Source organism: Clostridium sp. (assembly GCF_018372875.1).
In the GTDB taxonomy this organism is placed as follows: domain Bacteria; phylum Bacillota; class Clostridia; order Clostridiales; family Clostridiaceae; genus Clostridium.
This window is the reverse complement of sequence record NZ_JAHAIF010000064.1, coordinates 1-14361: the sequence shown is the minus strand read 5'-3', so window position 1 is coordinate 14361 and position 14361 is coordinate 1. Positions and strand designations below refer to the sequence as shown.

Annotated in this window: 15 protein-coding genes and 2 tRNA genes; 2 read left to right on the top strand and 15 right to left on the bottom strand. The window is 30.7% G+C overall.

The features are described from left to right. Positions 1 to 23 precede the first annotated feature (23 nt). From KIB46_RS14800 to KIB46_RS14790, 3 genes are all read right to left on the bottom strand, one after another. Positions 24 to 99 (bottom strand) — tRNA-Val (locus tag KIB46_RS14800). An 8-nt stretch (positions 100 to 107) separates the two neighbouring features. Next, positions 108 to 182 (bottom strand) — tRNA-Glu (locus tag KIB46_RS14795). Positions 183 to 306: 124 nt separating this feature from the next. Further along, complete coding sequence (locus KIB46_RS14790) at positions 307 to 909, bottom strand: hypothetical protein (RefSeq protein ID WP_363290424.1); 603 nt, start codon at positions 907 to 909, stop codon at positions 307 to 309. Between the two features lie 85 nt (positions 910 to 994). Between KIB46_RS14790 and KIB46_RS14785 the strand changes: the two genes are divergently transcribed. Then, on the top strand, positions 995 to 2230 hold the full coding sequence (locus tag KIB46_RS14785; RefSeq protein ID WP_156561452.1) for an NAD(P)/FAD-dependent oxidoreductase: 1236 nt from the start codon (positions 995 to 997) through the stop codon (positions 2228 to 2230). Here the strand turns inward: KIB46_RS14785 and KIB46_RS14780 are convergent. The 3 genes from KIB46_RS14780 to KIB46_RS14770 all read right to left on the bottom strand — a co-directional run bounded on the left by KIB46_RS14780 (position 2201) and on the right by KIB46_RS14770 (position 4281). Beyond that, a complete protein-coding gene (locus tag KIB46_RS14780) occupies positions 2201 to 2608 on the bottom strand; it encodes a hypothetical protein (RefSeq protein WP_156561453.1) in 408 nt (135 codons plus the stop codon). The two genes, KIB46_RS14785 and KIB46_RS14780, sit on opposite strands and share 30 nt — an antisense overlap. 114 nt (positions 2609 to 2722) lie before the next feature. Continuing rightward, complete coding sequence (locus tag KIB46_RS14775; protein ID WP_027099008.1) at positions 2723 to 2905, bottom strand: DUF1858 domain-containing protein; 183 nt, start codon at positions 2903 to 2905, stop codon at positions 2723 to 2725. A gap of 89 nt (positions 2906 to 2994) precedes the next feature. Continuing rightward, a complete protein-coding gene (locus KIB46_RS14770; protein ID WP_156561455.1) occupies positions 2995 to 4281 on the bottom strand; it encodes an adenylosuccinate synthase in 1287 nt (428 codons plus the stop codon). Between the two features lie 168 nt (positions 4282 to 4449). Here KIB46_RS14770 and KIB46_RS14765 point away from each other — a divergent pair, with 168 nt between their 5' ends. Further along, complete coding sequence (locus KIB46_RS14765; RefSeq protein ID WP_291672874.1) at positions 4450 to 5622, top strand: malic enzyme-like NAD(P)-binding protein; 1173 nt, start codon at positions 4450 to 4452, stop codon at positions 5620 to 5622. Between the two features lie 496 nt (positions 5623 to 6118). On the opposite strand, the gene proC is transcribed toward KIB46_RS14765, so the two are convergent. The 9 genes from proC to rpsF form a co-directional block, all read right to left on the bottom strand. Then, the gene (proC, locus tag KIB46_RS14760; protein WP_291672872.1) at positions 6119 to 6919 is read right to left on the bottom strand and encodes a pyrroline-5-carboxylate reductase; all 801 of its coding nucleotides are present in this window, start codon (positions 6917 to 6919) and stop codon (positions 6119 to 6121) included. A gap of 18 nt (positions 6920 to 6937) precedes the next feature. Continuing rightward, entirely contained in the window at positions 6938 to 8272 is a 1335-nt protein-coding gene (locus KIB46_RS14755; protein ID WP_049179340.1) for a replicative DNA helicase, read from the bottom strand. A gap of 22 nt (positions 8273 to 8294) precedes the next feature. Next, positions 8295 to 10190 carry a Lon family ATP-dependent protease gene (gene lonC, locus KIB46_RS14750; RefSeq protein ID WP_291672868.1) on the bottom strand — a complete coding sequence of 632 codons (1896 nt, stop codon included), beginning with the start codon at positions 10188 to 10190 and terminating at the stop codon, positions 8295 to 8297. 12 nt (positions 10191 to 10202) lie between these two features. Continuing rightward, entirely contained in the window at positions 10203 to 10649 is a 447-nt protein-coding gene (gene rplI, locus KIB46_RS14745; RefSeq protein WP_156561459.1) for a 50S ribosomal protein L9, read from the bottom strand. 1 nt (position 10650) lies between these two features. Beyond that, entirely contained in the window at positions 10651 to 12594 is a 1944-nt protein-coding gene (locus KIB46_RS14740; protein WP_291672865.1) for a DHH family phosphoesterase, read from the bottom strand. Between the two features lie 27 nt (positions 12595 to 12621). Next, the gene (locus KIB46_RS14735; protein WP_156561461.1) at positions 12622 to 12942 is read right to left on the bottom strand and encodes a MazG-like family protein; all 321 of its coding nucleotides are present in this window, start codon (positions 12940 to 12942) and stop codon (positions 12622 to 12624) included. Between the two features lie 180 nt (positions 12943 to 13122). Further along, positions 13123 to 13368, bottom strand: coding sequence for a 30S ribosomal protein S18 (gene rpsR / locus KIB46_RS14730; protein ID WP_027099017.1), 246 nt, complete (start codon positions 13366 to 13368; stop codon positions 13123 to 13125). 26 nt (positions 13369 to 13394) lie between these two features. After that, complete coding sequence (gene ssb / locus KIB46_RS14725) at positions 13395 to 13853, bottom strand: single-stranded DNA-binding protein (protein WP_156561462.1); 459 nt, start codon at positions 13851 to 13853, stop codon at positions 13395 to 13397. Positions 13854 to 13867: 14 nt separating this feature from the next. Then, complete coding sequence (gene rpsF / locus KIB46_RS14720; protein WP_156561463.1) at positions 13868 to 14155, bottom strand: 30S ribosomal protein S6; 288 nt, start codon at positions 14153 to 14155, stop codon at positions 13868 to 13870. Positions 14156 to 14361 lie beyond the last annotated feature (206 nt).

Sequence of the window (14361 nt, the reverse complement as noted above, 5' to 3'; positions counted from 1 at the left end):
ACTGAGCTACTGAGCCGCATTTATGGTGGGCACAACAGGGATCGAACCTGTGACCCCCTGCTTGTAAGGCAGGTGCTCTCCCAGCTGAGCTATGCGCCCAAATAAAATGGTGACTCCTAGGGGAATCGAACCCCTGTTACCACCGTGAAAGGGTGGTGTCTTAACCGCTTGACCAAGGAGCCAAATTGTTACCTTGTGATCCTCACTAATGTGTTCTGCGCTGACCACATAGACTATAATACAGAAATTCATTATATGTGTCAACACATTTTTTTAAATTTCTTTTTATTTTTCTTAAACCTCGCATTATTCCGTGTCCGATAAGAGGTAAATAGCTTCATTTTTCTCTCTTTTTTTAATATTATTTATGGCTTTTCCATATCTAGATAATAAAATTTCTTTTTGCTTTATTTCTTTTCTAATTTTATTTATTTCTTCTTTTGCCCCTTCAATGAATCCTTGTATTTCCAATGGTGTAATTAATATACTATAGTTATCTCTTTTAAAATTTTGTCCTGATGCCATAACTTTTATAGGTAATGAGTTATTTATTACACAAATTATTTCCTTTTCCCATATACCTCTCTTATTAACTTTATATCTATCTCTTAAAACATTTAAATCATTTAATTCTTCATCTATCTCATTTTCCAAAGACTCTTTTAGAGCCTTATAGAAGAATATGGATATTCCTCTATTTAATTTTATAGTTAGGAAATTAATATTATTTATTAAAAAATCATCTATCTCTCCCTCACTAATTAGCTCAACTTCATCATGCTTATAAGACTTTAATCCAGTGCCTGTGGGATAATTAACTACTATCTCATCTACATTCATTCTTCTTACTTTAAATTCTTTATCTTTATCTTGAACCTCTGCAATAACTTTAACCTTCAAAATAATCACCTCTTATGGTATTATTCCTCTCTTTAATAGGTAATATTACTATGTTAAAATTTAATTATATTTTTAAAAAGGAGACATAAGTTTTATGATATATCACGATATTATTATTGTTGGTGGTGGAGCTTCTGGTTTAATGGCCGCAATAATTGCAAAAGATCTAGGAAAGGATGTTGCTATTATAGAGGCAACAGATAGAATAGGGAAAAAAATTTTAACTACTGGTAATGGTAGATGTAATATTTCTAATTCTAGAATTTCTTTTCCTTATGATACTTATCATAGTTCTAATAAAGATTTCTATATAGACTGTTTAGAGCAGTTGGGTGTTGAAGAAACTAAAAATTTATTTTTATCTATAGGTTTACCTATAGTTGAATTAGAAAAAGGAAAGTTATATCCATCCTCTCTTCAGGCTTCATCTGTAGTAGATCTTTTAAAGTTATCTATAGAAGAAAAGGAAATTCCTTTATATACAAATTGCAAAGTAAAAACTATCCACAAAAATAAAAACTTTAAATTATCCACAACTAATGATGAGTATACTTTATTCACATGCAAAAAAGTTATTTTAGCCTGTGGAGGAAAATCTGCTCCAAAAACAGGTTCAGATGGTTCAGGATATAGATTGGCAAAAGACTTAGGACATTCTATCACAAGTACAGTACCTGGTATTGTACAACTAAAATTAGACTATCCACACCTAAAAGCACTATCTGGAATTAAGTTTGATGGAAGGGTATCTATCTATGTTGATGGTAAATTAGTTAGAGAAGATATTGGTGAAGTTCTCTTTACTGATTACGGAATATCAGGGCCTCCAATATTACAACTTTCTGCTATAGCTTCTAGAGCTTTGAATAATAATCAAAATGTTGAATTAAGTGTTGATATGATGCCTAAATTATCAATTGAAGAAACTAAGGACTTTTTAGAGGGACACTTATATATGTTTAGTCATAGGACTATTTCTAATTCTTTTATTGGGGTTATAAATAAGAAACTTATACCTATAATACTAAAGGATTCAGGAATAAATAATATTCATATTCCTTGTTATGAATTAGATTGGAAAGATAAAAATGAATTACTATCTAGATTTAAGGAATGGAAATTTAAATGTATAGATACTAATGGTTTCAATAATGCCCAATTAACTGTAGGTGGCATAAATACAACAGAAGTTAATCCTAAAACATTAGAATCTAATATAATACCAGGTTTATTCTTTTGTGGAGAGATACTAGATGTTAATGGTGATTGTGGCGGATTTAATCTTCAATGGGCATGGTCATCAGGTTATACTGTAGGGAATAGTGTTTAAACTATTCCCTTTTATATTTGTGCTATCGTAGATAATATTTAATATATCCCACTTATCTTCTGATCTTAAGTATTTTATTTTCATACTTACTTCGTATTCTATTTCATCTTCTTGTATTGTTAATACACCTTGTATTTCCCTTAATTTATAGGATTCAATCTCCTTTACACTTTCTATGCTAAATTTAAAAGTCGCTTCATTATCTAAAATGTATTCTCTATCTCTTATGTATATAACTTTCCCCCTTAAATCATTACATACTCTTTTTCCTGTTATAAAAGAGTTCTTTATAACAAATGTTAAACATATAACTCCCACAAGCATAATTCCAAATAATAAACAATAGAACGTTACCTTATTCTTATCTAATTTATTCATCCTATCCCTCTATTAATTCATATACTTATCTATATTCATATCAATAAACTTATATTTATATAAATATTTCAATATACAAAAAAAGAGCGAATATAAAAATATCCGCTCTTTTAATTATTTATTTAATGCTTCCATTAATTCGTTTAAGTTTATTCCATGTACCATAGCAGCTTCTTCAATTGTTTCAGCTTGTGCTGATGGACAACCAACGCAACCCATTCCAAAGCTCATTAAAACTTCTGCCTTACTTGAATCAGCTTTTATAACTTCACCTATTGTCATATCCTTAGTTATCATATTTATCACCTCTTTGTACTCTCTAATATTTAGTATTATAAAAAAATTATATTTTATCCACTAAATAAAGTCAAGTAAAGTACTCGGAATTAAAGTTCTCCAACTCTCATAGTTTGATCTCTTTTTGGTCCTACTGATACTATTGATATTCTTGTTCCAGTAAACTCTGAAATTCTTTCAAGATACTTCTTTGCATTTTCAGGTATTTCATCATAACTTCTTGCATCAGCTACTGAATCATCCCATCCATCAAACTCTTCATATACAGGTTCACACTTAGCTAAATCCTCTAAGCTTGCTGGGAAATAATCTATTATTTCTCCATTGAATTTATATCCTACACATACCTTTAATTTGTCTAACCCTGCTAATGTATCAATCTTAGTAACAGCTAATGAAGTTAATCCAGATACTCTAACTGCAGACTTAACTATAACTAAGTCAAGCCATCCACATCTTCTAGATCTACCTGTAGTTACGCCATATTCATGTCCTTTTGTTCTTATCCATTCACCAGTTTCATTTTCTAATTCAGTTGGGAAAGGACCCTTACCAACTCTTGTAGTATATGCTTTTGTAATACCTACTGCATTTGTAATCATATTTGGTCCAACACCAATTCCGTTGCTTACTCCACCTGCTGTTGTATTTGAAGATGTAACATATGGATATGTTCCATGATCTATATCTAAAAGCATACCTTGAGCACCTTCAAAAAGAACTGTTTTATCTTCTTTAATTGAATCATAAACCTTAACTGATGTATCCTTTACGAATGGTCTTATTTTCTCTGCATATTGTTTATACTGAACTAATATCTCTTCTACATCTAAAGCTTCCCCACCAAGAACCTTTGTTATATATTCATTCTTCATTCTTATGTTTTCTCTTAGCTTTTCTTCAAATACATCTTCATGTAATAAATCACAAACTCTTATTCCACATCTCTCAAACTTATCTGTATAACAAGGACCTATTCCTTTTCCAGTAGTTCCTATATCATTCTTCCCTCTAGCCTTTTCCTTTAAAACATCTAATACTCTATGATATGGCATTATTAAATGAGCTCTATCACTAATAATTAGCTTTTCTGGCGTTACCTCAACACCTTCTTTTTCTAAATATCCTATCTCTTCAAATAAGGCCTTAGGATCTACTACAACACCATTTCCTATTACATTTAACTTGTTGTCATATAATATACCTGAAGGTATTAAGTGAAGCTTGTATTGTCTATCTCCTACTTCTACAGTATGACCTGCATTATTTCCTCCCTGGAATCTAACGACTACGTCTGCTTCTTCAGCTAGATAATCAGTCATTTTACCCTTTCCTTCATCGCCCCATTGAGCACCTAAAACAATAAACGCTGACATATACATTGCCTCCTTATGTAAAATCTACTCCTACATACTAACAAAGTGATTGTCATAGGTCAATATCCACTCGAATATTTTTTTGCAAACTAATGTTATAATTCGTATAATAATAGTAGTAAATTAGTTTCTTATTTTAGAATTTAATATATAAAAAGGGGTGCTAATATGACAATATACGAAAAAGCTTTAAAATTTCATGAAGAAAAAAGAGGTAAACTTGAAATATGTTCAAGAACTCCAATTAAAGATTCTCAGGACCTTAGTTTAGCTTATACTCCAGGGGTAGCTGAACCATGTAGAGAAATATATAAAAATCCCTCTAAAGCCTATCTATATACTAGAAAGTGGAATACTGTTGCTGTAATATCTGATGGTACAGCTGTACTAGGTTTAGGTGATATTGGTCCTCTAGCTTCTTTACCTGTAATGGAGGGAAAATCCATCCTATTTAAAGAGTTTGGAGATGTTGATGCATTTCCTATAGTATTAGATACAAAAGATGTTGATGAAATTGTAAATACAATAGTTAGAATTTCACCTTCATTAGGGGGAATAAATCTTGAAGACATATCTGCTCCTAGATGTTTTGAAATTGAAAAAAGATTAAAGGAAAAATTAGATATTCCAGTTTTTCATGATGATCAACACGGAACTGCTATAGTTGTTTTATCAGGAATTATAAATGCTCTAAAGATAGTAAATAAGAAGTTAGAAAATTTGAAAATTGTAATTAATGGTGCTGGTTCTGCTGGTACTGCTATCTGTAAACTCTTATTATCATCTGGAGTAAAAAATATTGTTATGTGCGATATTAATGGTATTATTCATAAGGAGGCTGACTTAAAAAATAATGCTTTAAAAGAATTAGCACAAATAACAAATCCAAATAATGAAACAGGTTCTCTTAGTAATGCAATGAAGGGTGCTGATATATTTATAGGTGTATCTGCTCCAAATATCGTTTCTAAGGAAATGGTTGCTTCAATGAATAAAGATTCTATATTGTTTGCAATGGCTAACCCTACTCCTGAAATTTTTCCTGAAGATGCTATTGAAGCAGGTGCATTAATTGTTGGTACAGGAAGATCAGATTATCCTAATCAAATAAATAACGTTTTGGCTTTCCCTGGCGTATTTAGGGGTGCATTAGATGTTAGAGCAAAAGAAATAAATGAAGAGATGAAGGTAGCGGCTGCTTACGCTATTGCCAATGCTATTAGTGATGATGAATTAAGACCAGATAATATTATTCCTAAAGCTTTTGACTTAAACGTGCAAAACCTAGTTGCTGAAGCAGTAAAAAATGCTGCAATAAGAACTGGCGTAAATAAAATATAAAAATGTGAAGCTGTTGCAATAGAGAATAAATTTTCTCTATTGCCAGCTTTTTTTATTGCATATTCATATGTTTATATGTTTGTTTCTTTATATATTTTTATATTTATTTGTTTATATATTTGTTTCTTTATATATTTATAACAATACATCTATAGGGAATTATAATCCATAAATCATTTATAATATAATTTTTAAAAAAGGTGTAGCTGATATTTATTTTGCTTGTTCCGTCGCAAGCTCCAAGTCACATCAAAACAAATATCCCCCCCACCCGTATTAAAGGTAAGAAAATTATAAAATTACTATCCTTTATTTTATATTTTTTAATATAAAAATGTAATAATACCTTTGATTTATATCCAATTGAAATTTTATACTTTTCTATGCATTAAAAAAAGAGTGGAGGCTCTCTAAACTTATGACAAGTTTCTATTCAAAAACAAATAAGGGGTTGTATCAAAATAATTTATTATTTTGATACAACCCCACTTTTTACTTACATAGATTTAGATTTATCTGCACATTTTATCATTGCTTCAATAATAGAATTTCTAAATCCTTGCTTTTCTAATTCTACTACAGCATCTATTGTTGTTCCTGAAGGTGAACATACCATATCTTTTAATTCACCAGGATGTTGTTCTGTATCTAATACCATCTTTGCTGATCCTAATACACTTTGTGCTGCCATTCTATATGCTTTTTTTCTTGGTATTCCAAGCTTTACTGCTGCATCTGCCATAGCCTCAATAAATATAAATACATATGCTGGTGAAGAACCGCATAAAGCTATAAAACCATGAAAATCTTTTTCTTCAAGTTCTACACATTCACCAAAACTGTTATACATATCTATTACTAACTTTAACTCTTCATCTAAAACATTATTATTAGGACATATAGCTGACATACCTTCTCCTACAAGTGCAGGAGTGTTAGGCATTGTTCTTATAATCCTAGCTTTATCACTAATTAAAGCTTCCATATCACTTATAGTTATTCCTGCTGCTATAGTTATAATAAGCTTTTCTTGTAATAAATCTTTTCTTAGCTCACCAATGACCTTTGCATACATATTAGGCTTAACTGCAAGAAAAATCACATCTGAATTTTTTACAACCTCTTCATTATTAGTTGTTACATTAACATTATATTTTTCTTGTATTAATTTTGCAGATTCTTCTGTTCTAGTAGAAACAATAATATTACTTGGACTTGAAAATCCTGAATTTACTAATCCTCCTACCATGGCACTTCCCATATTGCCACAACCTATAAACCCAATCTTCTTCAACATACAAATCCCCCAACTAAATTAGTCTTTATGAATAACATCTAAATCACCAAACTTACTTAATGCTCCTAAGAATGCCATCTTCACAGTACCAACTGGACCATTTCTATGCTTAGCAACTATACATTCTGCCATATTCTTATCTTCTGTTTCCTTATTGTAATATTCATCTCTATATAAAAACATAACAAGGTCAGCATCCTGCTCTATTGAACCAGATTCTCTTAAGTCTGATAACATAGGCCTATGATCTGCTCTTTGCTCTGGTGCACGAGATAGCTGGGATAATGCTATTACGGGACATTCCATTTCCTTAGCTAATGCCTTAATAGATCTTGATATTTCAGATACTTCTTGTTGTCTATTTTCTGATGATGATCCTGACATTAATTGAAGATAGTCTATTAAAATAAGATCAATACCATATTCCATCTTAAGTCTTCTACACTTAGACCTCATCTCCATAACAGTTACACCTGCTGTATCATCAATATAAATTTTAGCTTTTGAAAGAGGACCTGTAGCTCTAGCTATGTTTTCCCAGTCTTTATCATCTAGATTACCAGTTCTTAATTTAAGCATATCAACATTTGCTTCAGAACATAATAGCTTATATGCTAATTGTTCCTTAGGCATTTCTAGAGAAAATATTACTACACTCTTTCCCTCTCTTAAGGCTGCATTTTCTGCTATATTTAAAGCAAATGTAGTTTTCCCCATAGATGGTCTAGCAGCTATAAGAACCATATCTCCTTTTTGAAATCCTGATGTTTTTGCATCTAAATCAGTAAATCCAGAAGGAACACCAGTAATTTGTCCTTTGTTATTAAAAAGCCTTTCTATTTCTAGAAAACCTCTTTCCAAAACATCACTTAATGATTCAAAATCACTAGTGCTTCTTTTTTCAGCTATATCAAATATTTTCTTCTCTGCAAGATCTAAAACACCTTCTACTTCACCTTGCTTATTATAACTATCTTCTATAATTGCTGTTGATGCCTTAATTAACCTTCTTAGTATAGACTTTTCTTCTACTATTTTTATGTAAGATGATAAATTAGCTGTAGTTGGGACAGAAGAACTAACTTCTGTTATATATGTTACTCCACCAGCCTTTTCTAATTGATCTGTAGATTTTAGGTACTCTAAAAGAGTAACTAAATCTACAGCCATATCATTTTTAAACATTTCAAAAATTGCTTTATATATTATTTTATGTCCATCCCTATAGAAATCATCTTCTGTTAATTTTTCTGCCACTTGAGCAATAGCACTTTTATCAATTATCATTGATCCTATTACAGATTGTTCTGCCTCAATACTTTGTGGTAGACTTCTCATAACTGGAGCGTCCATTACATAACTCTCCTCCTAACTATTAAAATACAATACTCAATAATTCTTCAATATTGCCTACTGCCCTTACTTCTATATCTTTTAATCCCTTAGGAATCTCATTTTCATTATCCTTTGGAACTAACACTAATTTAATTCCTTTTCTTCTTGCTCCATATATTTTCTCAAATATTCCTCCTACAGGCTTTACTTTACCTCTTAAGGATATTTCACCTGTTAAAGCAATATCTTGTCTTAAAGGCTTATCTAATAGGGCACTAATTACACACATAGTTATTGCTGCACCTGCTGATGGCCCATCTATTTTACCTCCACCAACAACATTTACGTGTATATCATAATCCCTAATATCTTTATCCGTAAACTTTCTAATTACTGATGCTGCGTTATACACAGAATCCTTTGCCATTGACCCAGCAGTTTCATTAAATCTAACTGTTCCAGCACCCTTTTTCTTCGCAGTAAAAACAGCTGCTTCTATTTCTAAAGTAGAGCCAATGAATCCACTTACCCCAAGGCCATATATATGTCCAACTTCATATTCATTTTCATCCTTGCTTCTTTCAAATGGTACATACCTACCTATAGAAATTACTTCTTCTATATCTTTAAGTGTTATACTCACACCATCTTTACAATTTGAGTTATTGCTATATAATGAAAAACCATATGCATCAGTTAGGATATTTACAGCTTTTCTACCTTCAATAGTATATCTACTTATTAATTCTGCTACTCCATTTTCTAGAGTAACCCCCAACTTATTTGCAGCATTTAAAACAATTTGTTCTATATCTTTAGACGACAGAGGTTCAAAATATACTTCAGTACATCTAGATCTTAAGGCTGGATTTAACTCCCCAGGTTCTCTTGTTGTTGCACCTATTAAAACAAAGTCTGCTGGAGCACCATTGTCAAATAAATACTTTATATACTTTGGAGTATTTTCATCATCTGGATCATAATAAGATGATGAAAATTCTACCCTTTTATCTTCTAACACTTTAAGTAGCTTGTTTTGAAGTATATTATCTAATTCTCCTATTTCATCTATGAATAGTACTCCCCCATGGGCTTCTGTTACTAATCCTGGCTTTGGTTCAGGAACACCAACATCAGCCAGATCTCTTTTACTTCCTTGATATATAGGATCATGTACAGAGCCTAATAAAGGATTTGTTATTTCTCTTGGATCCCACCTTAATGTAGTACCATCTACCTCTACAAATTTTGATTCTTCATCAAATGGAGTAAAGGACAGTCTTCTAGCCTCTTCTAATGCTATTCTAGCAGCCGTTGTCTTACCTACACCTGGAGGTCCATATAAAATTATATGTTGTGGATATGGAGATGAAAGCTTTGATATTAATGATTTAATAGCTCTATCTTGACCTACTACTTCACTAAAATTTTCAGGTCTAAGAAAACTCATTATATTCTTATTTGTCTTCTTATCATCTAAATGAATTAACTCTTCATACTTTTTGTTAGTCTTAGAGTTTTCACTTCCCTTTTGCTTTTTAATAACAGATAAACGTACTTCATCTATATACTTTTCTTGCTTATCCATTATATTTTTTTCTACCTTAGCTTCAATTTGACTCTGAACATATTTACGAGCCAATTCTTCTGAAATCCAATCCACTGTATTTTCAATAGTATTATCCACTTCATCTTCAGACGGAATAGTATCTCTACCTTTTCCATCTGAAGCTATCATTACTAATGCATATGCTCTCTCACATACATTGGGAGAATTAACATACTTTTGTAGCTTATATTTTACTGTTCTTGCTCTTACTGCTCCCTGATCTAAAACATTATTTAAAATTTCAAATAATACATTAATCTGAGCTTCCTGAGTCAAGTCACCATTTAATACTTCTTTTAAGAAGTCTACTTCCTCATGAAACTTCAATATTACTCCTCCTTATTGTTGTGGAACAATAATAACCTTCATCTTTGTACTTACTTCAGGATATAACTTAACTTCTATAGTATACCCTCCAGCAACCTTTATTGTTTCCATTACTATTTTTTTCTTATCTATCACTACCTTGTACTGTGTCTTTATTAATTCAGCAACATCTTTACTTGTAATTGCACCAAATAACTTTCCACTTTCACCTGTCTTAGCAGTTATTTTTATTTCTTTATCTTTTAATTCTGATGCTAACTTTTGAGCTGCTTCTAGTTCAGCTAACTTTTGTTTTCTTTCATTTTCTTTTTTATTATTTAAAATATGAAGATTTGAATCTGTTGCCTCTTGAGCTAATTTCCTAGGAAATAAATAGTTTCTTGCATATCCATCTGATGTATTAATTACATCACCTTTTTTACCTAACTTCTTAACATCTTGTAATAAAATTACTTGCATGTTACTCACCAACCTTTAAATGTTTTTTTATTGATTCTTCTAATTTTTCAATTACTTGTTCTATTGTTAATCCAGACATATTTGCGCCTGCTATATTCATGTGACCTCCACCTCCAAGTTCTTCTAATACAACTTGAACATTTATATCACCAACTGACCTTCCACTTATATAGATATCATCATTAATCTTAGCTAGAACAAAACCAGCTAATATTCCAGATATATTTAACATCTCATCCGCTGATTTAGCTACTATTACTGTATCAACATTATCAGGACATACTGCTATAGCAGTATTATTACTTGGATTTACCTTAGCTGATTTTATAGTTTCTGCAATTAGTAAATAATCTTCTAGGTTATCAGTAAACATCTTCTTAACTTCTATTGTATCTGCTCCAATATTTCTTAAGAAAGATGCTGCTTCAAAAGTTCTTACTCCTGTTTTAAAGGAGAATCCTTTTGTATCCATATATATTCCAGCTAAAAGTCCCTCTGCCTCAGTTTGAGTAAGCTTTGGGTCTTTCAACATATATTGAATAACTTCTGTTATCATTTCTGAAGTTGAAGAAGCGTAAACTTCTATATAATTTAGCAAAGCCCCTCCTATCATATCAGGACTTCTCCTATGATGATCTATTATAACCTTTCTCTTACTTTTTTCTATAAAATCTATATTTTCAACATAACTTCTATTGTGGACATCAACTACTATAACTAAAACATTGTCATCTATAGATCTATTAGCATCCTCTAAAGATATAAAATAGTCATTATATTTAACATCTCTTTTTAATCTATCTAAAAAATAATTTATAGGTACAGTATCATTTCCTAGTATTATACTACACTCTTTTCCTAATTGTCTTATTGTAGATGCTAATGCAACAGCTGATCCAAAACAATCCATATCTGGATTCCTATGTCCTATTATATATATCTTTTCACTTTCATATATTAACTCTTTTAATGCATGAGATATTACCCTAGCTCTAACCCTTGTTCTCTTTTCAATCTCTTTTGTGTTTCCACCAATTATCTTTATATCCTCGTTGTCTTTAATTACTACTTGATCTCCACCTCTACCTAATGCTAATTCTTTTGCAACAGTAGCAAAATTATCATTTTCTAAAGGAGATATTCCGCCCCTACCTATACCAATGCTTAAAGTAACCTCCAATTTATTACCTTTATCTATCTTTGAAATTTCATCCAAAACAGGAAACTTATTAGCTATTTCTTTTTCAATATTTTTATCATTTACTGATAAAACATATTTATTAGTATCATACTTCTTTATCATTGCATTTAATTTATGAGCATAAGCATTTATACATCTTTCTACTTCTGCTACAACTAATGGCCTACTATTTTCTTCAGTAGTATCTAAAGCTTCATTTAAGTTATCAACTTCTATATGAATTACACTTTCCTTTGTCTTCTCCAAATCAATAATATTGCTTATATCATTGAAGTAAATAAGATAATACTCTTCGCTATTATTGTTTAACTTTGTACTATGAACATCATATATTTTCCCATCATACTTTAATCTTTGATGTGAATCTGCTTTATTTTCTAGTACTTTATCTAAACTTAGTCCTCTTGCAATACTTAAAATATTTTTATTTAATAATTCTTCCCTTTTTCCTATATCATTAAACCTTTCATTGCTCCAAACAATATCTCCTGTATTATTGATAAGTACAATAGGAAATGGTATATTGCATAAGTTATCTGATATAGATCTATTTATATCATCAATAAATTTTCTTTTATCATTATCTTTTTTCCAATACATCTGTAATACATAAAAATTATTAATTAGAAAAATTAGAAATACTGTTGCTCCTATCATCTTATAATCATAGTACCAGAACAAAATAGATATTATAATTAAAGTCATAGGCTTAAGATATCTTTTTAATATTTCAGATTTTTTCATAAGCCAATTATCCTCCTAATAAAGATATCACTTTCTATTTTTTTCAATATATTTTTTCAAACTACTTAAACATTTTCCCTCTTTTTCAACTTCATCTTCCGCTCTAATTCCTAGTTCTAGTTTTTCTTTCATTATATCGTCCACTTCAGAAAATGAATATCCTAACTTTTCTGCTAATACATATAATATTATTATTGCCCCAGATATGCACTCCAAAATTGCATTTTGTGCAACATTTGAACCTTTAGTTAGTAATCTAAAAAATTCTCCGATGATACATATTAATTGCGCTTTTAAATTCTCTATTATCTTTACATTTGCCATTATGTTAAGTTCTTTATATTTCATGGAACTCACCTCTTTTATCCTTGTATATATATTTTATGTTTTTTTAAGGAGTATTTCAAGGTTAGCTCAGATTTTTTACCATATCTTCCATTATTTCTTTCATTTAACAAAAAAGAAGCCTTAAAAGCTCCTTTTATAATAATAAAACCCCTGATATTACTCAGAGGTTTTTGTTCATTATTACTCAGTTGTAAATGGTAATAATGCTATGTTTCTAGATCTCTTTATTGCATCTGTTAATTGTCTTTGGTGCTTAGCACATGTTCCAGATATTCTTCTTGGAAGAATCTTTCCTCTTTCTGTAACATACTTTCTTAACTTAGCAACATCTTTATAATCGATGCTTTCAGCTTTATCTACGCAAAAAGCACAAACTTTTCTTTTAGATCTTCTCATCTTACCGTTTGGTCTTCTAACATCTTTCATTTATGTTTCCCTCCTTACCTTGAAATTTAGAATGGCATATCTCCATCATCTACTGGAGTAATGTCATCGTTGAAACTCAAGTCACCGAATGAATCGTTATTTCCTTGAGCTGAATAATCAGAACTTGAATTTCCATAGCCACCATTGTTAAATGAATCTGCATTATCTCTAGCTCCGTTTCCAGAACCAATGAACTCAAAGCTTTCTACAGCAACATCTGTAGTATACCTTTTAGTTCCATCTTGAGCATCATAGCTACCTGTTCTTATACTTCCGGTAACAGCTATTTGTCTACCCTTTGTAAGATATTGAGATATCGTTTCTGCTGTTTTACCAAATGCAACGCAATTAATAAAATCAGTTTCATCTTTCTTGAATTGTCTATTTACAGCAACAGTAAATCTACTTATAGCCATTCCACTACCAGCTGCAAATCTCAATTCAGGATCTTTTGTAAGTCTTCCAATAAGAATAACCTTATTCATTACAATACCTCCTATTAAGCTTCTTCCTTAACAATAATGTGTCTGATAACTCCTTCAGTAATTCTGAAAATTCTATCTAATTCTCTTGGTAATTCAGTGTTAGCAGTAAAGTTGATTAATGTGTAGTAACCTTCGTTTACCTTAGCAATTTCATAAGCAAGCTTTCTCTTACCCCAGAAATCTACATTTTCAACAGTTCCGCCACCATTTTCAATAACACCCTTAAACTTTTCAATAGTAGCCTTTACAGCTTCCTCTTCAAAAGATGGGTTTAGTATGAATATAGTTTCGTACTTTCTCATCTATTTCACCTCCTCCCCTCGGACTAACGGCTGTACTTTGTACAGCAGGGATTACAATTTATAATTTTATCATTTATTTATTAAATTTTCAAGTTTTTTTATTTTTCGTTTGAGTCAAGTAAAAGTTGGCAATAATTTCACTTATTTTTATATCCATTATTCTACAGTTGACTTTTATAATTTCACTACCCAAACCTACTTTTAAT